This is a genomic window from Paracidobacterium acidisoli (genome assembly GCF_003428625.2).
Lineage (GTDB): Bacteria > Acidobacteriota > Terriglobia > Terriglobales > Acidobacteriaceae > Paracidobacterium > Paracidobacterium acidisoli.
Genome location: NZ_QVQT02000004.1, coordinates 270,614 through 294,870, shown reverse-complemented (window position 1 = coordinate 294,870; position 24,257 = coordinate 270,614). Strand labels below are relative to the sequence as shown.

Annotated in this window: 21 protein-coding genes; 12 read left to right on the top strand and 9 right to left on the bottom strand. The window is 61.0% G+C overall.

What is annotated here, in order from left to right:
- The first annotated feature begins 209 nt into the window (after positions 1 to 209).
- The 3 genes from D0Y96_RS12325 to D0Y96_RS12315 all read left to right on the top strand — a co-directional run bounded on the left by D0Y96_RS12325 (position 210) and on the right by D0Y96_RS12315 (position 4,221).
- Positions 210 to 2,276, top strand: coding sequence for a M3 family metallopeptidase (locus D0Y96_RS12325; protein ID WP_117300290.1), 2,067 nt, complete (start codon positions 210 to 212; stop codon positions 2,274 to 2,276).
- Between the two features lie 89 nt (positions 2,277 to 2,365).
- Complete coding sequence (locus D0Y96_RS12320) at positions 2,366 to 3,478, top strand: nucleotidyltransferase domain-containing protein (protein WP_117300288.1); 1,113 nt, start codon at positions 2,366 to 2,368, stop codon at positions 3,476 to 3,478.
- Positions 3,478 to 4,221: an apurinic/apyrimidinic endonuclease family protein gene (locus D0Y96_RS12315; RefSeq protein ID WP_117300286.1), complete on the top strand. Its 744-nt coding sequence runs from the start codon at positions 3,478 to 3,480 to the stop codon at positions 4,219 to 4,221. Before D0Y96_RS12320 ends, D0Y96_RS12315 begins: the two co-directional genes overlap by 1 nt.
- Before the next feature lie 46 nt (positions 4,222 to 4,267).
- Here D0Y96_RS12315 and D0Y96_RS12310 read toward each other — a convergent pair whose 3' ends face one another.
- The 8 genes from D0Y96_RS12310 to D0Y96_RS12275 form a co-directional block, all read right to left on the bottom strand.
- Entirely contained in the window at positions 4,268 to 6,739 is a 2,472-nt protein-coding gene (locus D0Y96_RS12310) for an ABC transporter permease (RefSeq protein ID WP_117300284.1), read from the bottom strand.
- 70 nt (positions 6,740 to 6,809) lie between these two features.
- Complete coding sequence (locus D0Y96_RS12305; RefSeq protein WP_117301031.1) at positions 6,810 to 7,127, bottom strand: PadR family transcriptional regulator; 318 nt, start codon at positions 7,125 to 7,127, stop codon at positions 6,810 to 6,812.
- Positions 7,128 to 7,270: 143 nt separating this feature from the next.
- On the bottom strand, positions 7,271 to 7,981 hold the full coding sequence (locus D0Y96_RS12300; RefSeq protein ID WP_117300282.1) for a hypothetical protein: 711 nt from the start codon (positions 7,979 to 7,981) through the stop codon (positions 7,271 to 7,273).
- A 149-nt stretch (positions 7,982 to 8,130) separates the two neighbouring features.
- The gene (locus tag D0Y96_RS12295) at positions 8,131 to 9,237 is read right to left on the bottom strand and encodes an acyltransferase family protein (RefSeq protein WP_158562368.1); all 1,107 of its coding nucleotides are present in this window, start codon (positions 9,235 to 9,237) and stop codon (positions 8,131 to 8,133) included.
- Positions 9,238 to 9,520: 283 nt separating this feature from the next.
- Positions 9,521 to 10,687: a DNA polymerase III subunit beta gene (gene dnaN / locus D0Y96_RS12290; protein WP_252263731.1), complete on the bottom strand. Its 1,167-nt coding sequence runs from the start codon at positions 10,685 to 10,687 to the stop codon at positions 9,521 to 9,523.
- 1,028 nt (positions 10,688 to 11,715) lie between these two features.
- Positions 11,716 to 12,489: a hypothetical protein gene (locus D0Y96_RS12285; protein ID WP_117300278.1), complete on the bottom strand. Its 774-nt coding sequence runs from the start codon at positions 12,487 to 12,489 to the stop codon at positions 11,716 to 11,718.
- A gap of 116 nt (positions 12,490 to 12,605) precedes the next feature.
- Positions 12,606 to 13,502, bottom strand: a complete 897-nt coding sequence (locus D0Y96_RS12280) for an FkbM family methyltransferase (protein WP_117300276.1) — start codon at positions 13,500 to 13,502, stop codon at positions 12,606 to 12,608.
- A gap of 441 nt (positions 13,503 to 13,943) precedes the next feature.
- Complete coding sequence (locus tag D0Y96_RS12275; protein ID WP_158562367.1) at positions 13,944 to 15,056, bottom strand: prolyl oligopeptidase family serine peptidase; 1,113 nt, start codon at positions 15,054 to 15,056, stop codon at positions 13,944 to 13,946.
- 147 nt (positions 15,057 to 15,203) lie between these two features.
- Here D0Y96_RS12275 and D0Y96_RS12270 point away from each other — a divergent pair, with 147 nt between their 5' ends.
- The 3 genes from D0Y96_RS12270 (at position 15,204) to D0Y96_RS12260 (ending at position 17,260) form a co-directional block, all read left to right on the top strand.
- Positions 15,204 to 15,818 carry a PadR family transcriptional regulator gene (locus D0Y96_RS12270; protein WP_117300274.1) on the top strand — a complete coding sequence of 205 codons (615 nt, stop codon included), beginning with the start codon at positions 15,204 to 15,206 and terminating at the stop codon, positions 15,816 to 15,818.
- Positions 15,787 to 15,993, top strand: a complete 207-nt coding sequence (locus D0Y96_RS12265; RefSeq protein WP_147325043.1) for a hypothetical protein — start codon at positions 15,787 to 15,789, stop codon at positions 15,991 to 15,993. The genes D0Y96_RS12270 and D0Y96_RS12265 overlap by 32 nt, the downstream gene beginning before the upstream one ends.
- A 160-nt stretch (positions 15,994 to 16,153) precedes the next feature.
- Positions 16,154 to 17,260: a Gfo/Idh/MocA family protein gene (locus D0Y96_RS12260; RefSeq protein WP_117300272.1), complete on the top strand. Its 1,107-nt coding sequence runs from the start codon at positions 16,154 to 16,156 to the stop codon at positions 17,258 to 17,260.
- Between the two features lie 54 nt (positions 17,261 to 17,314).
- Here the strand turns inward: D0Y96_RS12260 and dnaA are convergent, their stop codons facing one another.
- Positions 17,315 to 18,760 (bottom strand): chromosomal replication initiator protein DnaA, encoded by a 1,446-nt coding sequence (gene dnaA / locus D0Y96_RS12255; protein WP_117300270.1) that lies wholly within the window; start codon positions 18,758 to 18,760, stop codon positions 17,315 to 17,317.
- 431 nt (positions 18,761 to 19,191) lie between these two features.
- Here dnaA and rpmH point away from each other — a divergent pair, with 431 nt between their 5' ends.
- The 6 genes from rpmH (at position 19,192) to mnmE (ending at position 24,124) form a co-directional block, all read left to right on the top strand.
- Positions 19,192 to 19,347, top strand: a complete 156-nt coding sequence (gene rpmH, locus D0Y96_RS12250) for a 50S ribosomal protein L34 (RefSeq protein ID WP_117300268.1) — start codon at positions 19,192 to 19,194, stop codon at positions 19,345 to 19,347.
- A gap of 90 nt (positions 19,348 to 19,437) precedes the next feature.
- Entirely contained in the window at positions 19,438 to 19,851 is a 414-nt protein-coding gene (gene rnpA, locus D0Y96_RS12245; RefSeq protein WP_350449051.1) for a ribonuclease P protein component, read from the top strand.
- Complete coding sequence (gene yidD, locus D0Y96_RS12240; protein WP_117300264.1) at positions 19,848 to 20,135, top strand: membrane protein insertion efficiency factor YidD; 288 nt, start codon at positions 19,848 to 19,850, stop codon at positions 20,133 to 20,135. The genes rnpA and yidD overlap by 4 nt, the downstream gene beginning before the upstream one ends.
- A 42-nt stretch (positions 20,136 to 20,177) precedes the next feature.
- On the top strand, positions 20,178 to 21,968 hold the full coding sequence (gene yidC / locus D0Y96_RS12235) for a membrane protein insertase YidC (protein WP_117300262.1): 1,791 nt from the start codon (positions 20,178 to 20,180) through the stop codon (positions 21,966 to 21,968).
- Positions 21,969 to 22,091: 123 nt separating this feature from the next.
- Complete coding sequence (locus D0Y96_RS12230) at positions 22,092 to 22,634, top strand: Jag family protein (RefSeq protein ID WP_117300260.1); 543 nt, start codon at positions 22,092 to 22,094, stop codon at positions 22,632 to 22,634.
- 95 nt (positions 22,635 to 22,729) lie between these two features.
- A complete protein-coding gene (mnmE, locus tag D0Y96_RS12225) occupies positions 22,730 to 24,124 on the top strand; it encodes a tRNA uridine-5-carboxymethylaminomethyl(34) synthesis GTPase MnmE (protein ID WP_350449050.1) in 1,395 nt (464 codons plus the stop codon).
- The last annotated feature ends 133 nt before the right edge of the window (positions 24,125 to 24,257 follow it).

The window sequence follows — 24,257 nt, the reverse complement described above, 5'->3', positions numbered from 1 at the left end:
CAACCGTAATCCGTGCGCCGGTGCCGGGGAGAGTGACTGAAAGCTGCGGGATCAGCCCGCTCCGGACGGCACGAAACCAATACTTAAGATACTCTCCCCACGAGAGATGCGGCGCGATAACACCAGGACTCACGACTGCAAAGGCCGGTGAGGGGTGGAAGACGGCAGGGCCGCCGTGCGATAGGCTGCTGGGAAGGCGGATTTTCTGTATGAGCGAATCGGTGCGTGAAGCTGGAAGCGATTTTGGGGCCTTTGCGGGCTCTTCCCATCCCTGGAACCCGAAGGGCGAGGGCCTGGCCACTTCGGCGAGCGTGGAGGCATGGGTCGAGGAGCGGCTGGGACGGCATCAGCAGGCGATTGACCGGCTGCTGGCGGTGACAGAGACGCGGACGGCCGGGAATACGCTGCGCGCCTATGACGAGGCGGTGGCGGAGCTGTCGGCGGCGGGATCGCAGACGGGGCTGCTGGACAGCGTGTATCCGGAGAAGGCGATTCGGGATACGGCGCAGGCGCTGATCCAGAAGATCGCGCAGGCGGGGGTGCAGTTGGCGCTGCACCAGCAGGTTTACCAGGCGCTGAGCGCGGTGGACGCGGCCGGCGAGGATGCGGCGACGCGGCATTATCTGGACCGGACGCTGCTGCAGTACCGGCTGGCGGGCGTGGACAAGGATGACGAGACGCGGGCGAAGATCAGAGAGCTGCAGGACAAGGCGACTCTGCTGTCGCTGACCTTTGGCCGCCATGTGCAGGAGAACGTGAATACGGTGGTGGTGAACGATCCGGCGGAGCTGGAAGGGCTGCCGGAGGATTACCGCAAAGCGCACGCGCCGGCGGCGGACGGGACGATTACGCTGACGACGGATTTTCCGGATTATCTGCCGGTGATGACCTTTGCGAAATCGAACGATCTGCGGCGCAGGATGTTTCTGGCCTACAACACGAGGGCGTTTCCGGCAAACCGGCAGGTGCTGCTGGATCTGCTGGCGGTGCGCCGGGAGATGGCGGGGATTCTGGGCTTTGCGACATGGGCCGATCTGGCGACGGCGGACCAGATGATGGAGTCAGCGGCGAATATGCAGGCCTTTCTCGACGACCTGGACCAGGCGACGAGGGCGGGGGCGGAGCGCGAATACGGAATGATCCTGGAGTTTGCGCGGAAGCAGCCGGAAACGGATCAGCAGCCGGGGCTGACGCAGATCGACGCGGCGAGCCGGGCCTACTGGGTGGAGCAGTACCGGAGGTCGGCATTCGATTTCGATTCGCAGTCGGTGCGACCGTACTTTCCGTATGAGCGCGTGGAGAAGGGCGTGCTGGCGACGGCGGAGAAGCTGTTCCAGGTGCGGTTCGAGCGGGTGGAGTCGCCGGGTGTGTGGCATCCGTCGGTGAGCGCGTGGGAGGTCTACGAGAAAACGGACGGGGAAACGAAAAACGGCGGCGCGGAGAAGGTGGGACGGTTCTATCTGGACATGCACCCGCGCGAGGGCAAGGACAAGTGGTTTTCGGCGCATCCGCTGATTCCGGGCATTCGCGGGAAGCAGCTGCCGGAGGCGGCGCTCATCTGCAATTTTCCCGAGGCGGCGGAGGGAAATCCGGGGCTGCTGCAGTACTCGGATGTGGTGACGTACTTCCACGAGTTCGGGCACCTGATGCATGCGCTGCTGGGAGGACGGCAGCGGTGGGCGGGGATCAGCGGCATTGCGACGGAGGGGGACTTTATCGAGGTACCGTCGCAGATGCTGGAGGAGTTCTTCCGCGATCCGGCGCTGCTGGCGACCTTTGCACACCACTACGAGACGGATGAGGCGATTCCGGCGGAGCTGGTACAGAGGATGAACCGGGCGGGAGCGTTTGGACGCGCGGACTGGGTAAGGACGCAGCTCTTCTATACGACGTATTCGCTCGAGACGCACCGGCTGGAGCCGGCGGAGGTCGATCCGGACCGGCTGCTGCACGATCTGTATACGCGCTTTCAGCCGTACGCGTGGATCGACGGCAACCGCATGTATGCGAGCTTTACGCACCTGACGGGGTATTCGTCGAATTACTACACGTATCTCTACGACAAGGTGATCGCGCTGGATTTCTTCGGCGAGTTTGCGGGCGGCGATCTGCTGGAGAGCCCGGTGGCGATGAAGTACCGGCGCACGGTGCTGGAGCCGGGCGGCTCGATGCCGGGCAAAGAGATTGTCGAGAGATTTCTGGGGCGGCCGCAGAGCTCACACGCCTTTACGGAATGGGTGGGGGAAGAGTTCGAAACAGCGGGAAGAAAAGCATAGGGATTGAAAGTATGCGACTTCAAAGCTGAAATTTTCAACCATGCTTTTGCGTGTAGGATGAAATTTTCTATATCAGACTACGCATATCCATGAACCAAGAAATTCTCAGCAAAAGTCCTCTTCTCAAATTGCTATCACAGCTGAATCTCCGCGCCGATGCAATTAAAACTGCACATGAGAGCGCTCTCGCTACCAAAAGCCAACTCTCCAAAGACATTGAAACATCAGGAATACTGGCGGGTGGCGATGATAGTGACCGCTCGATTGTGGTCTTTGGTTCTTTGGCCAGAAATGAATTTACTGGCCGGGAAAACAGTGATGTTGACTGGACTCTTCTCGTTGATGGTATCGCAGCGACTCAGGATATAGATTTGGTACACGATATTCGACGCTTAATAGACAAAGACTATAAGACACCCAATGCAACTGGAGCATTCGGCAATCTGTCATTTAGTCATGATCTGATTCATCAGATCGGAGGGGCTGACGATACCAATGCCAATACGACACAACGGCTCCTTCTCTTGCTGGAGTCTTCATCGCTATATGGCAATGCAGTGCGCAACCGGGTCATTCGAAATATTCTGTCGCGTTATGTCTTTGAAGACGAAAGTTTTCTGAACGGGAAACATAAGGAACACGTCCCTCGCTTTCTTCTCAACGACGTTACCCGTTATTGGCGGACAATGACAGTTGACTTTCAGACCAAAAGACGCGAGCGAAACAGCAAGGGTTTTGCGTTGAGGAATATCAAGCTCAGATTTTCAAGAAAACTCCTGTTTCTTGCTGGCTTAATCACTTGCTTTTCATTCAGTCTCTGGGAAAATGACGAATCTGTGTTAAACGCCTGGAACACTAAAACGCCGAAAGAACGCGGTCTCCAACTGATCGCTTTTTTGACGCAGATCGCCGATATTCCTCCATTGGATTTAGTTTCGAAGTGCTTTATGCATCTGAAGATTTCAGAAGAAGCGGCAGTAAAAGATTTTCTGCATGCGTACAACTATTTTGTGGCTCTGCTTTCTGACAAAGAAAAGCGGGAAACACTTGAAAAGCTACAACCCGAGATGATGGCAACAGACGACATCTACAATGAAGCACGCAATGAAAGCCACAAATTCCAGGAAGCGATAGAAAAGATTTTTCTTCAAAGAGATGGCGGTCTGCTTTCTCAACTGACTATCAAGTATGGGGTATTCTGATGGCTCATTATGGCTTTTCGACAGGGGCAATAGCTCTAGCTGACTTTCATCAGGCTCTCGCTATTTTGAGCTCAACAGCAACCAACGCTATTGAACTTTCTGCTCTTCGCTTTCCTGAGTTCATACCTCTGATTGAATCTATACCTCTACTTGATCTTGCTCGATACAATTACGTTTCCATTCATGCTCCGAGCATCTTCACAGAAAATGAGGAGCTCCAGATTGTGAATGCTCTGCAACACCTGAACAATCACTCGTTCCATGTAGTAGTGCATCCCGACAGTATCCACAACTTTGAGCTTTGGAGAGAGCTGGGAAGTACTGTCTGCATTGAAAATATGGACTCTCGGAAGAAGACAGGCCGAACAGCTCAGGAATTGAGCGGCATTTTTAATCAGCTGCCGGAGGCCATGTTTTGTCTTGATGTAGCCCACGCTAGGCAGTTTGACTCAAGCATGGTTGAAGCCTATTTTATGCTCTCCCGGTTTGCCGAACGTCTGGTGCAGGTTCATATCAGCGAGGTAAATACGGCAAGTCGGCATATCCCACTGAGTGAAGCTTCTGTCAGCGCATACAGCAGGCTTAGCAGTTTTATCCCACAGCAAGCCGCTCTCATCTTCGAATCGAGACTGGACGACAATGCTTCTCCTTGCCGTCTCGAAGCAGAAATTGAGAAGGCGCGCAATGCATTCCACTGGCTACCATTGCGAAGAAGGCGAGAGGCAATGCAACTGGCTCACTGATCTGCGCACATCGGGAAAACAATCGCCTAGCGGCGAACCGATCATTTTACTCGAAGCGCAGAGCGGTCATGGGATCGACGCGGGTGGCGCGGCGGGCGGGAATCCAGACGGCGAAGAGCGCGACGCAGCAGAGCAGCAGCGGCGTGGCGATGAAGGCCAGCGGGTCCCAGGCTTTGACGCCGAAGAGGAAGCCGGCGATGAAGCGGGTGAGCCAGAAGGCTCCGCCGATGCCAAGGGCGACGCCGATGACGGCAAGGAACATGCCCTGGCGGATGACCATGTTGCGGATGTTCGAGGCTTGCGCGCCGAGGGCCATGCGGATGCCCATCTCCTGCGTGCGCTGCTGGACCGAGTAAGCCATGAGGCCGTAGATGCCGATGGCGGCCATGAGCAGGCCGGATAATCCGAATACGGTCAGGAGCAGCATGTTGAAGCGCTGGCGCGAGGTGACGCCGACTTCGACCTCATCCATAGTGCGGACGTGCGCGACGGGCAGACCGCCGCTGGCTTCGCGAAGGGCAGCCGTAACGGGGGCAGCGAGGGCGTGCGGATCTCCATTACTGCGGATAACCCACCAGAGCGGCACGACGCGAGCATTGAGCACTGTTTCCGCATCCGGCATCTGGGCGATGGGAATGTACATGGTGGGGGCGGCATCGCGATTCAGACCCTCATCGCGCGTGTCGCCGACGATGCCGATGATCTGGCGCGGCGGCTCGGCAAAGACGGGGCCGGCGCCGACCCCTTTCTGCAGACGGTCTCCGAGCGGATCGCCTTTGGGCCAGTACTGCTTTGCCATCGCTTCGTTGATGATGACGACGCCGGGAGCGGAGCCGTCGTCCCGATCGGTGAAGCTGCGGCCGCGCAGAAGAGGGATTCTGAAGGTATCGAAGTAGTTCCAGGAGACGGAATAGTACCCGACGATGCCGGTAAACGGCGTATTGCCCTTCGGGCGTCCGACAACGTCGAAGCTCATACCGAAGGCGCCCTGGAGCGGCAGGCCGTTTCCGGCGGCGGCGCCAGCCACTCCGGGAACTGAGGCGAGGCGCTCGGTGCCTGCGCGGATGACCTGCTCGACGGAGGCTGTTTTCCGGAAGCGGTCGCCGCTGACGGACATGGCAAGGGTGAGAACGTTGTGCGGATCGAAGCCGGGGTCGACGCCCTGGAGCTTCATAAAGGTGCGGATGAAGAGCGCGGCTCCGATGACGAGGATGAGGGCGAGCGCCATCTCGCTGATGACGAGGAGCGAGCGAATACGGCCGCTGCGGAAGCCGACTCCGGAGCGGCTACTGCTTTCGTTGAGCGTGGCGGCGAGGTTGGGGCGCGAGGCGCTGAGGGCGGGCACGAGTCCGAAGAGAATGCCGGTGAGGACCGAGACGCCGAGAGTGAAGAGCAGCACATGCGCGTCGAGGGTGACGGCGGAGCCGTCTTCGCCGATGCGCGGGATGCCGCCGGGAGCGATGGCCAGCAGCAGGCGCACGCCGGTGAAGCCAAGGATGAGCCCCAGAACGCCTCCGGTGAGCGACAGCGTGAGGCTTTCGATGAGAAGCTGGCGGACGATCTGCCAGCGGCCGGCGCCGAGGGCGGAGCGGGTGGCGAGCTCGCGCTTACGCGCGGTGGCGCGGATGAGCATGAGGCTGGGGATGGTGACGCCGGGCCTGAGGCGCGCGGAGACCACAAAGTAATGCGCCATGTCGTGCGAGGCCATGTCGAACTGCCAGGGCAGCCAGAGATCGGCGGGCGCTTCGGTGACGAAGCCGCGGCCGATGACACCGACGACGAGATAAGGCTGATTGTCGAGCTGAATGGTGCGGCCGATAACAGATGGGTTGGCGCCGTAGCGGCGCTTCCAGAGGCCGTAGCTGAGCACGACGACGCGGCCGCCGTTGGGGCTGTCTTCCGCAGCGGTGAAGGTGCGTCCGGCGGCGAGCGGCGCGCCGAAGAGGCGGAAGTAGCCGGCGGAGACGTGGACGCCCTGAATCTGCTCCGGCTCACTGCCGCCGGTAAGATTGAGGCCGGCTCCGCCACGATCGTAGGCGGCAACCACGCTGAAGATGCTGGTCTGCTGGCGCCAGATATTGAATTTCGGCACATTGGCGCCGGGGAATGTTCCACGCGGGCCGGAGTTCATGAGCATGACGAGCGACTGCGGGTCAGGATAGGTGAGCGGTTTGAGCAGGACGGTGTTGATGACGGAGAAGACGGCCGTGTTTGCGCCGATGCCGACGGCAATGACCGCGATGGCGATGAGGGCGAAGCCGGGGGTTTTGGCGAGAGAGCGCAGAGCGAAGCGGAAGTCGCGCCATGCATCGTCGAGCCAGGGCAGAGAGCGATAGCGCCAGACCGCTTCGCGCGTGGAGCGCGGGTTGCCGAACTTCAGGCGTGCCTGGCGGCGGGCTTCTTCCGAGGGAAGGCCGCGGCCGGTGTTCGCGTCCTGCTCGTGGGCGAGGTGGGACTCGATCTCTTCAGCGAGGTCGGCGTCTTTCTTTTCGCGATGCGTATAGCGGCGAGGATTCACGGCAGCTTCTCCCTCTGCGATCGGACCGGGGGGCGATCCGGATCGGCTCCACGAAGATTGGCTCGGCGATTTACTTGGCGTGCTCTCCAAGAATGAGACCGATGGCGCGGGTCATCTGCCGCCAGCGGCTGGTTTGCGCGGCGAGATGGCGCCGGCCTTTGGGGGTGAGGCGGTAGAACTTCGCTTTGCGGTTGTTTTCGCTCACGCCCCACTCGGAGGCAAGCAGGCCGCGGTCTTCGAGGCGGTGCAGCGCGGGATAGAGCGACCCCTGCTCGACTTCGAGCGTGTTCTCCGACGTGTGCTCGATGACGCCGGCGATGGTGTGGCCGTGCGCGGGTCCCATGACAAGCGTGCGCAGGATGAGCATGTCGAGCGTGCCCTGCAGCATGTCGCCGGCGGACTGGCCGTTCCGGCGATCGCGCCTTCGACGCACTGCTTCTTGGGGTTTTTCAGCCATTGCGTTCTTCCCCTCGAACATCTATGGGAAGAAAGCATACTCCCCTCGAACGTCTATGGGAAGAAGAGATCGATTCAGGGAGTGGCGCCGCCGCCGATGGCGGTAAGGCAGTTCTGGATGAGAAGGGGCGGGGTGGGCGTGGCTGTGTACTCAAGATTCAGATAGATTTTGCGCGGCTGCGCGAGCCACTTGAACATGAGGATGTCGCGGATGGGAACTTTGCCGAGGCCGGCGACCTCGGCCTGATTGTGGTTGTGGCCGTTGCCCATCACGATGCCGCCGTCGATGTGAAACATATAGACGAAGCCGTATTCTCCCACGGTTTTGTTGAGGCCGCCGCTGGCAAAGCTGTGAGCGACCGAGAGGGCACGTGTTCCGGAGACGTAGCTGCTCTGCGCGGCGGTGCTGTTGTGAACGTGCTGCGAGATGCTGGTGTTGTCACCGAGGGACTGCAGGCCGCCGCTCTCGTAGATCACATCCCAGGTCTGCTTGCTGCCGTGGAAGACGAACTCGGGACCAGAGATGAGATCGCTTGCCATGTAGGGATTGGCGGCGTCGAAATCGAGCTCGAATTCATCGAGATCCTGCACCATTTTGCCCATAACGGCGACCTGGCGAGGGTCGAACTTTCTGCGCTCGCGAAAGCCGCGGCCAGGCGCGTTCAGAGAGGGTGGAGGCGGTCCGGGAAGCTGAAAGGTGCTCTGGACGGTCACGATGCCGTGGTTGAGATACATCACGCGCAGGTTTCCGTGAGCGACGCTGAGTTTACCGCGGTCGTAAGGCATTTGATCCCGCCCTTCCCGTGCCGGCAAATTGTGCCACAGAGACCGGAGCCGGACAAGATTACGACCGGCACCCTGGTTCTGACATCCGGAACGAGGATGCAGACGGAAGGCGGGGAGATTTTCCGGAAGCGCGGCAGAAACTGCCGATATCAGACGTTTTCAGGAACGCTGTGCGCAGAGCGGGACTGGGGCTGGGGCTGCTGTGCGCCGGCGGACGGGAGCGGCGCAGCGGTGCTGCGGGAGAGAAATCTGCGTCCATAGCGAATGGAGGGCTGCTCGATCACGTAATAGCTGAAGAGCGCGCAGGCCAGAAGACCGAGCAGGGAAAGGGGAATCAGCAGACCGGACTGGCCGACAAAGAGCTGCTGCCAGATATAGAGGCTGTAGGAGATTCTTCCGATGTAGCGGAGCAGCGGAAGCTCGAGGAGCCGTCCGATGGGGGCATTGGGAGCGGCGACCAGGCCGCCGAGGATCACCGTGGGCAGAGCCTGGGCAAGGATGGTTCCGTGATTGATGTGCCAGGAGAAGAGCGCTGTCAGAAGAGCTGCTGCGGAAAGGACTATGGCTGTGCTCCAGGCCGGAGAGAGCGAGAAGCGCATGCGAGGGTGGTAGTAAAACGCGAGACAGCAGCCCCAGAGCAGGGCATCGGCGATGAGGTCGGTGCGGTTGCCGTGAAAGGCGAGGTTTGGGTTGTGAAACAGACGGGCGAGGAGTTCGTAGCGATCGTCTACGATGCGCCAGGTGATGACCAGACCGGCGAGCGCCGCCGCTGTCTTCTGACCCCGGCGGACACCGAAGAGAATCAGCAGAGCAGGCCAGAAGAGATAGAAGTGCTCCTCGACGGAGAGCGACCAGAAGTGGCCGATCTTCCATCCCATGTCACCGTACTGGGCGTAGTTCGTATAGAGAAAGAGCGCGGAACGGATGGCTCGCCAGCTGCACTGGATAAGACCGGACGCGGCCAGAATCGAAATGACACCCAGATAAAAGAGCGAAGGCGGCAGGATACGAAAGATGCGCCGCACGTAGAAGTTTCTGAGCGAGATACGGCCGGCGGCGGTGTATTCCTGCAGAAGCCGGGTGGTAATAAGAAAGCCGCTCAGAGCAAAAAACATCAGAACGCCGACGTGACCCATTTCAACGAGCCGGTGGCTGGTCTTCGGGTTCACGCAGTGAGAGACGATGACAAGGATAATGGAGACGGCGCGGAGACCATCCAGCGTGGGAATGTAATGGCTCTTTACCGACGCTCCCAAAATTTCCTCTCAGCTCAGAATCGGGGAAGGCTTGTTGATTATGACAGATACCCCTGCAAACAGATTATGAAATCAGAGGCCTGAGAGGGAAGGCTGAATGCCAGGCCGGGCATGTCCGGCGCCCCTGTAAGCGCCTGTCGCGCTGGATGGATCGCGGCCCGCAGACGGGTACAGACTGAAGATCAAAAAAGGCCCGGAGGGTTTCCGGGCCTTTGCGGGATACGTATTTCTGCGGCACGCGTGTATGTTCCGGCGGCTTTGTCTTCCGCCCTCCGCGAAGGAGTCAGATGCGCATGGGCATGATGATGTAGCGGTACTTGTAATCTTCGGAGCCATCTTCGGGGCGCATCTGGCCGGCCGACTGCGAGTCCTTGAACTCAAGGCGAACTTCGCCGGTGTTGCCGATGGCTTTGAGGAAGTCAAGGAGATAGGCGGAGTTGAAGCCGACGACGATGGGATCGAAGGTGTAGGGGCTGTCGATGGTGTCTTCGGATTCGCCGGTCTCGGTCGAGGACGATGAGATCTTCAGCTCGTTCTGCTCGATGCGAATGCGGATGGCGCCGGAGCGCTCGTCGGCGAACTGGGCGACGCGCTGGATGGAGCCGGAGAGATCTTCACTGCGCACGACGACGAACTTGTTGTTGTCGCGGGGCAGGACCGCCTCGTAATTGGGGAACTGGCCGGTGAGCTTGCGGCTGGTGAGCACGCGAGCGCCGATGCGGAAGTAGAGGGTGTGATCGTCATCGGCAAAGTCGAGGGCCTCGGCGTCGGTATTCGAGAGCAGAGACTGCAGCTCGGAGAGCGCTTTGCGCGGGATGAGGGTCTTCTTTTCCGGACCGATGCCGGGGAAGTCTTCGCCGCTCTTCTCGATGTGAGCGAGGCGATGACCGTCGGTGGCGACCATGGCGATGGATTCGGCCTTGAGGATGAGCAGCGCGCCGTTGAGGGTGTAGCGCGACTCCTCGTTCGAGATGGCGAAGATGGTTTTGGATATCAGGCTCTTCAGGGAAGCGACCGGGATGCGGGTGATGCTGGCTTCGGGGAACTCCGGCACCTGCGGGAAGTTGGCGCGGGCCATGCCGACCATCTTCGTGTTGGAGCGGCCGGAGCGGATCTGCACCCAGTGGTTATCGAGAAGCTTGATCGAGATATCGCCCTCGGGCAACAGCTTGATGTAGTCGTACAGCTTGCGCGCGGGGATGGTGCAGGAGCCGGGCTTTTTGACCTTTGCGGCGCAGGTGGTGCGGATGCTCTGGTCGAGATCGGTCGCGGTGATGGTGATGCCGTCGTCTCCGGCCTCGAAGAGGAAGTTGGAGAGGATGGGAATGGTCGTTTTGCGCTCGACGACACTCTGCGTGGCGGTCAGTTCGCGAAGCAGGTCCTGACGGCTGACGCTGATCTCCATGGATGCCCCCTGTACGGTTTTCTCCTGTTCGACTCCCACCAGCATGCTGTGCCTCCCCAAGGCTGCTGCGGCGTTCGGGCCCGTTTCCGGGCGAAGCGCCGACGATACGTTTGCCTCACTGTATACCACGCGAGGGATCGATTCCGGCGCAGCAAGTGCAGACGGCTCCATTCTAGTGAGAAAACCCCTATTTGCGCTCTCTGGAAAACAGGGATTCTGTGTGGGGGACGCGGCAAACGGCCAGGCAGGACGAGCCTTTCGTGCTGAGCCGCGGCCCGGTTGGCAACGGCTACGGGTACTACCTGTTTTTGAGTATGTATTTATCCCGCCGTAGCAGCCGTTCGGTGCGGAAAAGTGGAAAGCCGCGGCAAAACCGCATGGAGAGCGGCTCCGGAATATGTACCGGTTTTAGAAAACCGGTGACGGCGGATTCGCAAAAGCAGGAAAGCGGGGGAAAAGACGCGAAATGCCACCCCGGTTCTCCTCGTTATGAACAGGAGGCTTTGCGAAGGGTGTGGAAAGCGGCTGCCGGGAGTGGAAAGCACGGTCCGGGGCGCTGCGGGAGCGGTCTCCGTAAAGGCGGGTGATCCACAGCGGAGGGCTTATCCGCAGTTTGCACAGGAGGCGGAGAGGACGTGGAAATGAAGGACGGTTTGAATGCGGGATGAGGCTGAGGGGATAAAAAAAAATGCCGGTAGAGTGCGGGCGGGGGTTTGTCTTCGTGGGGCACCCTTTCGTTTTCTCCGATATGAAAATGCAGATCCCTCGGCTTCGCTCGGGATGACAAGGGGAAGAGTTCCCAGTCCCATGTCCGACAGACGGACATGGGGCATCCGATTTTCGTCCCACCTTAGCTTCCCCACCCCCGCGCACGAACACCGCGTGCGCCGGGGACCCCGGTTCGCGAAGGTGGGGCACCCGGGTCCTGCGAACACCCCATTCATGAGAAGCAAATGCAGATCCCTCGACTTCGCTCGGGATGACAAAGTGAAGAGTTCCCAGTCCCATGTCCGACAGACGGACATGGGGCATCCGGATTCCACGTCATTGCTGATATGAGCTGAGGGATTTGCTCAGACCCAGGGAGCGTTGGGGCGCGCCGCGCGCAGGACGCGAAAATTTTCGGCGAAGCAGCCGTAGCTGTCGGCGTGGGTGATGGCCTGCTGGGCGGTAAGCGCGGCTGTGCTGGGTCCCCAGGGAACAGGATGAGCGGGGATGACGGCGCGATGGGCCTCCCACGCCTCGAAGAGGGCTGTGCCGATGAAGTAGCAGCCGCCGTTGTGGTCGGCGGTCCGGGCAAATTTATGGCTGGCCTCGTGAATGAAAAAACGAAAAGTATCGGCATCATTCACGGCCATGCGCTGAAAATTAAGGTGGATGCGCCCCTTCATGGGCTGGTTTGCGTCTTCGAAGAAGTGAGGATTGATGTAGCCGCTGACGGTGCCGCGCAGCGAAGTGTCGACGATCTGGAGCTCCTGGTCGGCCTGGATGCCGGCCCATATCTGCATGTACCGCTGGCCGATCTGGTTGAGGACCGCTCTGAGCTCAACATTCGTCAGATTGTCGGCAATTTTGAAGTAGACGTGGACGAGGCGCTCGACATCGGGCGGGACCGGGTTCTGGTTTTGCCAGAGGTTGAGCCGCTGAATGAGGATGGGCAGAATCTGATACGTCTCGTCGAGGACCCACTGCGCCGCGGCATGATCGTTCGCAGCTAACTGGGCTCCGGGACGGGTGACGACCCAGCCCACATTGGCGCCGCCGCCGGTCTGCAGCCGCTGGCGCTGGGATGCCCCTTTGAGGTGCTGTGTTTTGGTGTGGAAGTAGTTCTGGACCGCACCGCCCATATATTCTCCTCGTTCAGGCCTGCCGGGCCGGATGGCGAGAAGTGTATCGCAGAGTAAGTAAAAACAGGCACTTACGAGGGTAACGGAATCGAGGCGCCGTCTGATCAGCAGCAGATTTATGCCGTGTTCCGCCGGTTCTGCGCCGTAAGATCTCGCGCAGCGGCGAGTACCTCATCGACCTGAGAGGAAAAGCGAGAGGGAAAGCCGAAGTAATTTGAAATGGAGACATCGGGCCGAAGATCCGTAGTGAGATGGTCGGCATCGATGATGCGATATCCCTGGTTTTCAAGGGAGAGAAGACAGGCATGATTCGGGTGACCGCATTCGACAAAGAGGATGGGCTGATCGGAGTCGATGGTCTGCTGCGCGCCTCGCAGGACCGCAGCCTCATGGCCTTCCACATCGATCTTCATCAGGTCAATCGATCCGTGGTGCGCCCGCTGTTCATCGATGGAGACGAGGGGGATGGAGAGGGTGCCGGCGGGAACGCCCCAGTGCCGCTCCTCAAAGGTGGCTCCTTCGGATTCCAGGGAAGAAGTGGCTCCGGCGACGGCATTGGTGCGAAGCAGGGCGGTACCTGCCTGTTCGCTGACGCCGGCGCTCACCAGAGTGATATCCGGAAAGCTGCAGCGATCCAGTGTCTGCCGAATCAGAGCGGCATTTGCCGGCAGCGCCTCGAACAGCACCACGCTCAGATGCGGTACAGCAGTCTTCAGCAGCCACGTGTAATGGCCGATATTTGCGCCTACATCCCAGAAGGAGCGCAGCTCCAGATGACGCACGCAGGACAGGACGAGAGCCTCGCAGCTCGGTTCCTGCGAGCCTGTGGCAGCAAAGGCCAGGCCATGGGTAACCAGAAGGCCGCGCACCGGGAAACCAACGCCGGGAACCGAGATCCATGCGGGGCGATCCACGAGACGGATGGCTCCGCGTCCGAGCTTCGACTTTCGCAGATAGAACAAAGGGTGAAACTGTTCGCGGAAGGCGCGAATCGACTTTTCGGCAAAAGGCATCTACGGATACTCCTCCGTTCCTGAAGAGGCAGGTTCCCGAAACCCAGGAACGTGACGCAAGCAGGATCGCGACCAATGCGCACAGCCCGCAACTCACGTCTACCGGAAATCGGGTTGAAAGGCAAGCAATGATCCTGAGTGCAGCAGCCTGCTTCCCATCAGGGTCTGAAGCCTGGATGAATTTTCATCGATTTGCGGCACCCTTCAGCTTCGCTCAGGACGGGCTTTGAAGCTGTGCGCTGATACAGAACGACGCAAAGCGACTCACTCCCCATAAATGCTCAGAAGAGACGGGCTGAAGATGAGAAGCGCCACAGCATTGTCCCAGGCACGCAGAATCCGCACACTGCCGGCGGTCTGCGCAGGTCAACAGGCGAGATCATTCAGCGGTACTGGTCCATTGTGATATCGGAATGGGCAGCCATATCGAGGTGGGCGGAATCAGCGCTTTTTTTCCCAGAATTCTTCGTGGCGGTCGTCGCGGAAGCGGATGCCGGAGACGCGCCCTTCGGAGTCGCGCTCGAAGGTGAGGCGGGTGGGCGAGCCGGTGGGGTAAAACCAGGTGGCGGCGCTCTCGGGCAGGAGCTCGATCATGTCTCCGACGCGATTGCGGGCCATGAGCCGGTCGCCGGTGCGGAAGATGGTCTCGATGGTGACGCCCTGGTCCTGGTATTCGCCGGAGTACTCGTCATAGAGCGCGAGGCTGACGCGGGCCGGAACCGGGTGGAGAGGCACGAGGATCTGCTCGGAAGCGGGCACGAGGCGGGGAATGGCGCTGAGACGCTGGGCGAGCAGCCAGCGGGGGAGCTGCGGCTCGGCGTAGGCCTTGTCCCAGACATTGTGGCGGACTCCGGAGTACTGCCAGAAGCGCACATTGCCTCCGGCGGCCTTGAGGGCCTGGAACATGATGACGGCCTCGCGGGGCGGGACGATGGGGTCGCCGGCGCCGTGGAAGATCCAGACGGGCGTACGGCCGATGGAGCGCACGTAGTCGGCGGGCAGCGTGTGCAGGTCGTGCCAGCGCGAGGGCGCATAGGACCAGAAGATGCCGCCGCAGACGGGAACGATGGCGGCGAAGCGGTGCGGGTAATCTTTGGCGATCTCCCAGACGCCGTAGCCGCCGAGCGAAAGGCCGGTGAGGTAGGTGCGGTCTCGGTCTCCGTGGAACTCCTTCGTCTCGGCGTCGAGAGTGGAGATGGCGAGCTGCATCATGTCGGGATCGGTCCAGTGATGGTGGCTGAAGGGAACCTGGGGCATGACGACGATGAAGGGCCAGCGCTCGGGGTGAAGACGGATAGCGGAGGGGAGGCCGATCTGGATCTGGTCCATGCCTTCGACACCGCGCTCGCCGGAGCCGTGAAGGAAGAGGATCATGGGCCAGCGGTCGTGGGGGTTCCAGTTCTCCGGCAGATAGACCATGTAGTGGTGCTGGACGCCGTTGATGAGAACGGAGCGGTTGAGAAAACCGGTGTCCTGCGGATGGCGAGCGAAGGGGCGAGCCGGAGCGGCAAAGAAAAGAGCGAGAACGCCGATGAGGAGAAGGCGTGGGACCATCTTCCTGACAGGGTAAAGGGGATGGGCTGCAGGGTACAGTTTTTCACGAGGCGGGGCGGGTTCGGGGAAGAATCGTAAAAAGCTGCATCCAAAACCATCCGCGATATATCTTAAGATATATCTTAGAAAGTACGAAGGAGTATTGAGATGTTTCGTGAGAAGTTCAGACAATGGGTGGAGGAAGAGGGGGGCGAAGCCTGCCACGGGTATCAGAGGCATTTCCACGGAGGCAGACACGGCTTCTGGGCGGAGCCGGGCGGCTTTCGCGGGCGCGGATGGGGACGCTTCGGCGGGGAGTTCGGCGGACGGCTGTTCGATCCGGGCGAGCTGCGGCTGGTGATTCTGCAGATGATTGCGGAGAAGCCGAGCTATGGATACGAGATGATCAAGGCGATCGGAGAAAAGCTGGAAGGCGCGTATTCGCCGAGTGCCGGGGTGGTGTATCCGACGCTGACGCTGCTTGAGGAAGAGGGCTTTGCAACGGTGACTTCGGCGGAGGGCGGCAAGAAGCTGTACGCGATTACCGATGCGGGCCGGGAGGAGCTGAAGGCAAGCCGAGCGCGCGTGGATGCTCTGTTTGCACGGTTGAACCAGGCGGGCGAGGCCTTCGGAAAAGGGCGTTCGCCGAAGCTGATGCGCGCGATGCACAACATGAAGCTGGCGCTGAAGCTGCGCTTTGCGCAGGGTGACCTGACGAAGGAACAGATAGCGAAGATCGCGGAGATTCTGGATGACGCAGCCAGAGGAATCGAATCTGTCTGAGCGAGTTGCCGGGGCGGATATGGGAGTGGAGCGAGTGACGGAGCTGGAGGCACGGAACCGCGAGCTGGAAGCGCAGAATCTGCATCTGCGGCTGCTGGTGGCGGAGCTGCTGGAACGCAATCAGCGGCTGCGCCTGGCGGCGGAGAGTTCCGGCGATGATGCGGCGCGGGGATAGATTTGCCGATAGCCGGAGATGGCTCTGAATCCGGCTTTGCATTTTTGCGGGGCGACGTAAAACGCAGCATCGCGTGCGATGCGCATTTGAAGATGGAGTGGGGCGGGGCGTATTCTCCAGAGGCAGTTTGCTCAAGGTAAAACGATTCAGGAGAGCCTCGATGCCTTTTACGCGCCGCCAGTTCAATCGCCTTGCCGGTCTTGCCGCTGTTTCGCCCTGGTTCCCCAGGCTGGATGCATCGGGCGCTGAAGCGCCGCCTGAGCCGCAGCGTCTTCGCTGGTGCATTGTGGCCCTGGGCCGCATCTCGATGGACCACTTTATGCCTGCCGTAAAGACGACGCAGACGTCGGTGATTACGGCGCTGGTGAGCGGGCACCGTCCCAAGGCGGAGCAGCAGGCGGCGCTGTACGGCGTGCCGAGCAGCGCGATCTACAGCTACGACAACATGGACGAGATTGCGCATAACAGGAACATCGATGCGGTGTACATTGCGCTGCCGAACAGCATGCACGCCGAATATACGATTCGCGCGGCGAAGGCGGGCAAGCATGTGCTGTGCGAGAAGCCGATGGCCACGTCGGTGGACGACTGCAGGGCGATGATTGCGGCGTGCAAAGAGGCGAACGTGAAGCTGATGATCGCCTACCGGTGCCAGTATGAGCCGTCGAACCTGCGGGCGATCGAGCTGATTCGCAGCGGAAAGCTGGGCACGATTCAGGCGATCGAGAGCGCGAACGGCTTCAACATTCGCGCGGGCGAGTGGCGGCTGGACAAGAAGCTGGCGGGCGGCGGTCCGCTGATGGATATGGGAGTCTACTCGCTGAACGGATGCCGGTATCTGACGGGCGAGGAGCCGGCGGAGATCAAGGCGGTGTCGTCGGTGATCGACCATGACGGCCGCTTTAACGAAGTGGAAGAGAATGTCTCGTGGACGATGAAGTTTCCTTCCGGCATCGTCGCGAGCTGCAACACGTCGTATGGCGCGGGCATGAACGGGTTTTACCGCGTGCATGGATCGAAGGGCACGCTGGAGATGGAGTCGGCCTTCGGATACCAGGGACAGCATCTGACGGCACAGCTGCCGAATCACGAGAACATCGACGAGCTGAATCCCGCGCGCGACCCGTCACAGTTTGTGAACGAAGCCAATTACTTTGCAAGCTGCGTCTTCGAGAACAAAACACCGAAGACGGCGGGCGAAGAGGGTCTGCGGGATGTCGAGCTGATCTCGGAGATTTACAAGTCGTCGGGCCGGCCGGGGCTGTAACCACAGCCTCCGGCGGCGCCTGCGCGGCGGGCGGTCCTGGCCGGACGGGCAGCCCTACCCGTTCAGCGTTTCCTGCAGCTTGTTGATGGTGCTGTTGAGGTTTTTGTCGGTGCGGCGCTGCTCGTCGATCTTGGCGATGGAGTGCATCACGGTGGTGTGGTGCTTGCCGCCGAACTGGCGTCCGATCTCGGGCAGTGAGGCTTCGGTCATCTGCTTGGCGAGAAACATGGCGATCTGCCGGGGCACGACGACGGCGCGCGAGTTGTTCTTCTGCTTGAGCTCGGCGACGCGCATGCCGAACTGTTCGGCGACGGCGCGCTGAATGGACTCGATGGTGATCTTGCGCACCTGAGTATCGATGAACTGGCGAAGGCACTGCTGCGCGGTGGGCAGAGTGATCTCCATGCCATTGAGGCCGCACCAGGCGATGAGGCGCACGAGCGCGCCTTCGAGCTCGCGCACGTTGGTGCGCACATTGGAGGCGATGAAGAGCGCGATGTCGGTCGGCAGCGAGACGTGCTCGCTCTCGGCCTTCTTCTGCAGAATGGCGACCTTGGTTTCGAGGTCGGGCGGCTGAATGTCGGCGATGAGGCCCCACTCGAAGCGCGAGCGCAGACGGTCCTCGATCTCAGGCAGCTCCTTGGGCGGCCGGTCGGAGGCGATGACGATCTGCTTCATGTTTTCGTGCAGCGCGTTGAAGGTGTGGAAGAACTCCTCCTGGGTGCGCTCCTTCTGCGCGAGGAACTGGATGTCATCGACGAGCAGCAGATCGACGGTGCGGAACTTGTCGCGGAAGCTGGTCATCTTGTCGTAGCGCAGCGAGCTGATCATCTCGTTGGTGAACTTTTCGACCGAGACGTAGCAGATGGATGCGTTGGGCTGGCGCTGCTTCACTTCATGGCCGATGGCGTGCATGAGATGGGTCTTGCCCATGCCGACGCCGCCGTAGAGGAAGAGCGGGTTGTAGGCCTTCGAGGGCCGCTCGGCGACGGCTTCCGCGGCGGCGCGCGCGAACTGATTGCCGGCGCCGACGACGAAGGCGTCGAAGGTGTAGCGCGGGTTGAGCTGCGCGGCGGTGGACCAGTCGAAGCGCGCCTGCTGGGGGCCGCCGGCGGGAGCGGGAGCTGCGGGAGGACGCGGCGCCACGCCGTTGCGCGCTCCGCCGGGAACGTTGGGAGCATGGGCGGGAGCGGGCGGGAAGCCTCCGTCCTCGCGTGCGCGGGTGACGGTGGGATCTTCCTCGGGCGTGAGGTAGGCGACGTCTTCAAACTCAAGCTGCAGGTTCTCGATCGCTTCCTGAATGAGGTCGGCATAGCGCTCGCCGATGATGCGGAACTGCGGCGTGGGGATGCGTACGTAGAGCATGCGCTCTTTGGTATGGCTGAAGCGGGTGGGCTTGAACCAGGTGTCGTACGACTGGCGGTTAATCTTTTTTTCGAGGGCTCCGAGGATTCGCACCCACGGATTGAGCGCAGCGACGGGAGTAGCAACAAAAGACATTCATAATCCTTACAGGACGCTCGCGAACGGATGGGAACAGGACCGTGGACCATGAGGGAATGCCCCGGCTATGCCTGGCCTGTGGAACAACCAGGTCAGACATGGAGCAAAACGCGCTGGTCAGGAAGGCTCCGGCAAATTTGCCCACCGGAGCGTCGGTCAATTCCTCTTTTGACTGCCGCGAGGCGTCAGGAAATCTCAAGTAAACGTTGCCGATACTAGCACACTCGGGAAGCCCCGGATATGCACTTTCGTAAGGATTTTTTTTTATTGCGGGAGGTTGCACCGGGGGTGGTGAAAAAGTAGCCGTGAGGCGCATTTTTTGCGGCTTTGAGCCCGATACGGTATACTCAGAACTTGCCCCGAAGTGCTGTGTGAGCACAGAGCGAGCGGGCACGAATTCAGAAGAAATTTTCAGGAGCGCCGTTTCCATGCCGAAGCGCACATTTCAACCTAACCGCCGCCACCGTTCGAAGACGCACGGGTTCCGCAGCCGTATGAAGACGAAGTCGGGTGCAGCCGTATTATCGCGCCGCCGCGCAAAGGGGCGGCATCGCGTCGCTGTGAGCGCGGGATACCGCGACTAGTCTCTTTTGCCGACAGCGGTTCCCTCTGGATTTTTCAACCGAGGCAGCGCTTCCTCTGCGCTGCCTTTATCACGTCTGAGCGACCATGAGATGATGCCGGAGCCGTTTCCCGATTGGCGCAGCGCCCGTCTGCGAAAGCATGCGGACTATCAGCGTGTGTACCAGGGGAGCAGGAAGCACGGATCACCGTCGATGAGTTATTTCTTTCGCTGGCGCACGGCCGAAGAGCCTGCGGAGAACGAAGGTCCGCGCGTGGGTCTGACCGCGGGGCGGGTTCTGGGCAAGGCCGTGGAGCGGAACCGCATCAAGCGCAGGATGCGCGAAGCAGTGCGTCTGCACCTGGGCGAGCTGCCGGCAGGCGTGGACGTGATTCTGCATCCGCGAAAGTCGGTGCTGGAGATGGAGTTCGTCCGCCTCGAGGGCGAGGTGTCGCGTATTTTTACGACCGTCGCGCAGAGCGCGGCCCGTGCTGCAGCGCATACGCGAAGGCAGGAGCGGCCGTGAGGGCTCGCGAACGTATCGCAGCGGCGGCGCTGGCGGTTTACAAATATGCCGTTTCTCCCTTGCTGCACGCGGTAACGGGAGCATCGGGCGCATGCCGGTTTCACCCCACATGTTCTGAATACGCAGCGCTGGCAGTGAGCGAGCACGGGCTTGTCCGCGGCAGCCTGATGGCGGCGGGACGGCTGCTGCGCTGTCATCCCTTTCACCGGGGCGGTTTCGACCCGGTTCCATCGCGCGAAGAGCAGTCATTCATACGACGTACAGGTCCGGCCAGTTACCATTGAAGGGCCGCATTCCATTCACACAATCGACAGGAAGCAGAAGTTTTGGCAGAGATACAGAATCCAAATCAGCAGGGTGGTGGCGGTGGCGGGTTTGACTCGCGCACCATCCTTGCGTTCAGCGCCGTTTTTCTCCTGATTTTTCTGGGGATGCAGTATTTCAAGCCAAAGACGCCTCCTGCTTCGGGCCATGCCGCGACGCAGCAGCAGAAGTCGAGCGCTCCGGCGGCGCAGAGCCAGACGGCCGCAACGTCTGACGCCGGGACAGCCGCACCCGCTTCTTCCTCGCAGGCTGCTGCTCCTGAGGCGAATGCGGTGCAGGCAGCGGCGGAGAGCGAGACGGTGATCGAGAACGAGCTGTACCGCATCACGTTCTCGAACCGCGGCGCCGAGGTGAAGTCGTGGATTCTGAAGAAATATAAGAACGACGACGGCAAGCCGCTCGATCTGGTGAACGCAGCCAACGCGGCGAAGTATGGCTTTCCGCTGTCGCTGCATGTCTATGACGAAGGACTGCAGAGCCGGCTGAACCAGGCGATGTATGTGCCGTCGGCGACGGGAAGAGTGAATACCCCGGGCACGCTGAGCTTCAAGTACTCCGCGGGCGGCCTGCAGGTGAAGAAGACCTTCACCTTCGATTCAAGCTATGTGATCCATGCCGAGGTGACGGCGACGCGCCAGGGAGCACCGCTGACGGCGGCGCTGGCATGGCCGGCGGGCTTCGGCGACCAGAACACGCTGCCACAGTATGCGGCGAGCATGATCGACACGGCGAAGAACGGCGATGTGGATCAGATCAAGCCGAAGAAAGTCTCGGGCGGCGCGACGGAGCAGGGTCCGTTCCAGTGGGCGGGCGTGAGCGATCTATACTTTGCCGCGATCTTTTTGCCGGATGAGGCAGAAAACACGAGCCTGGTGACGCTGCACAACACGATCGATCTGCCGCGCGATCCGAAGCATCCGGAGTCGGGCCAGGTGGAGCATGCGTCGGTGCTGGGCGCAGGCATCGGAGGCACGGCCGCAACCTTCAGCACTCGCCTTTTTGTGGGCCCGAAGTCGCTGGACGTGCTGGAGTCGGTGAACACGCATGGAGGGCCGAGCCTCGAGAAGGCGGTGACCTTCGGCTGGTGGGGATGGGTTGCGAAGCCCATGTTCCTGCTGACGCGCTTCTTCTACGACCACGGCGTGCGCAACTGGGGCTGGGCGATCCTGGTGCTGACGTTCCTGCTGAACATCGCCATGATGCCGACGCGCTTCCAGATGATGAAGTCGTCGCTGAAGATGCAGCGCATTCAGCCGGAGATGGATGTGATCAAGGCCAAGTACGCGAAGTACAAGGCCACGGACCCGCGGCGGCAGGAGATGAACAAGGAAATGTTCGATCTCCAGAAGCGGGAAGGCATCAATATGTTCGGCGGATGCCTGCCGATGCTGCTGCAGTATCCGCTGATCTACGGCTTCTACCGGATGCTGGAGAACGTGATCGAGCTGCGGCAGGCGCACTGGCTGTGGCTGCCGGACCTTTCGGCTCCGGACCCGCTGCACATTCTGCCGGTCTTCTTTATCGGATCGATGTTTCTAGTGCAGTTCTTTACGCCGTCGCCGGGTATGGACCGCTCGCAGCAGAGAATGATGGCCTTTATGATGCCGGCGATCTTCGGCTTCATGATGTGGAACGTGGGCTCGGGACTTGCGCTGTACTGGGCGGGCAGCAACATTATCGGCGTGGGCCAGCAGCTGGTGATCAACCGCACCAGCATGGGCCGCGAGATGCGCGCCCTGGCGGCGAAGCGGGCGGCGAAGAAGCAGGGAAAGATCGTTAACGCGAGAAGATAGGGTGTTTCCCGATAAGAAACGACAAAGATGCCCGGCAAGATAAGGTAATATGGCTAACCTGACGGATAAGTTTGTATCTGAAAAGTGACTGAATTCCGGGCCGGATGCGATACTGGATGCGCAATGCCAATCGATGATTATTCCGCCGCTGCGCAGAGCATTGCGGCATTTCTGAAGACGCTTACAGCACCGGGCAGACTGCGGCTGAAGTACAGAATTACCGCGGGCTCCGGGGCAGCCGATCCGGATGGTCTGGAAGCGCGCGAGATCTATGTGGAGCTGGCCGGGCCGGATGCTCCGCTGCTGACGCAGCGCGGCGGAGAGCTGCTGCGGGCGCTCGAACATGTAGCGGCGAAGATTATCCGCCTGGATCAGGAAGAGCACGATAAGGTCTCGTTCGACGCGAATAACTTCAAGGCGCTGCGGGCCCGCGAGCTGAAACTGGCGGCAGATACGGCCGCGGAAAAAGTGCGGCGGACGGGGCAGCCGTACAGCTTTGCTCCGATGAGCTCGCGCGAGCGGCGGATGCTGCATCTGGCCTTTCGCGGGTATGACGATCTGGAGACGGCGTCGAGCGGCGAAGGGCTGCGGCGCTTTGTGGTGGCCTATCCCAAAGGCTATGACCACGAAAAGCTCTCGACGGGGCTTGCCGGCCACCGGCGCTAAAGCGGATTTCTCCGCGACTGCCGCTGTTCGCATGGTCTCCGGTATCTCCGGAGCTTGTTTTCCGGGAACGGAGAGCGGAGACTCGGGAAGACCCGGTGGTACAGATTCAGGTGCAGCCTCATCCTCAGACAACAGAACGGGAACTGGTCGCAGACGAGACGATCGTCGCGATCTCCACTCCGCCGGGGCGCGGAGGCATCGGCATTGTGCGGCTTTCAGGGGCGCATGCGATGGAGATTGCTGGCGAGCTGATCCGGGCGCGCCAGCCGCTGGAGCATGCGCGGGTGCGGCTGGCGGAGGTCCTGGAACCGGAGACGAAGGAGAAGCTGGACGAAGCGGTGGTGACCTTCTTTGCGCGGCCGAACTCCTACACCGGCGAAGACCTGGTGGAGATTGCGGCGCATGGCTCGCCGGTGGTGCTGGAGCTGCTGGTGCGGCTGGCGCTGCAGCGGGGAGCGCGTCTGGCACGGCCCGGGGAGTTTACGGAGCGGGCCTTTCTTTCGGGCCGCATCGATCTGACGCAGGCCGAAGCGGTGCGGGACCTGATTGAGGCGCAGACGCTGTATCAGGCGCGGGTGGCGGCGGAGCAGATGGGAGGCGCGCTCTCGCGGAGGATTCAGCCGGCGAAGCAGCAACTGGTGGAGCTGGTGGCACTGCTGGAGGCGGGCATCGATTTCGCAGAGGACGATATCGATGTGACGCCGGATGCGGAGATTGCGGCGAGGATCGATGGCATGACGCCGGAGCTGGAGAGGCTGGCGCGATCGTTCGAGCAGGGGCGCATTGTGCATGCGGGGCTGTCGCTGGCGATTGTGGGCAGGCCGAACGTGGGCAAGTCATCGCTGTTCAACCGGCTGGTGGAGCGCGAGCGGGCGATTGTGACGGCGACGCCGGGGACGACGCGCGATCTGGTGACGGAGCGGGTTTCGCTGGGAGGGATTCCGGTGGAGCTGGTGGATACGGCGGGGCTGCGCGAGGCGAGCGACGAGGCCGAGTCGCTGGGCATTCAGAAATCGCGCGAGGCGCTGGCGGATGCGGATGTGGTGCTGGTGGTGCTCGATGCTTCGGTGCCGCCGCGCGATGACGAGCGGGAGCTGATTGCGTCGCTCGATGGACGGCGGGCGCTGGTGGTGCGGAATAAAAGCGATCTGGAGACGGCGGATGTGGAACGATCGCTGTTTTCAGTGCAGACGTCGGCGCTGACAGGAGCGGGGATCGCGGAGCTGCGCGAGGCGCTGCTGTCGCTGGTGCGCGATCCGGCAGGCGAGAGCGAGACGGGCATGCTGACCAGTCTGCGGCATCGGGAGGCGGTGACGGGCGCGCTGACGTCGCTGGCGGCGGCGAAGCAGGCGCTGCCGAACCGGGTTCCACACGAGATGCTGCTGCTGGATCTTTACGGGGCGTTACGGTATCTGGACAGCCTGACAGGCGAGACCACGCCGGACGATATTCTGAACCGGATTTTCTCGAGCTTTTGCATTGGGAAGTAGAAGCGGCTGGTAGTGGGTCAGTCTGAAAAGAACCTGTTCTTCAGGGGCTAAAGCCCCGCAACGACTACAACCATTACGGCACGGCTGAAGCCGTGCCCTGATACAAAGCGATTCAGACCGGCCCACTATCAAA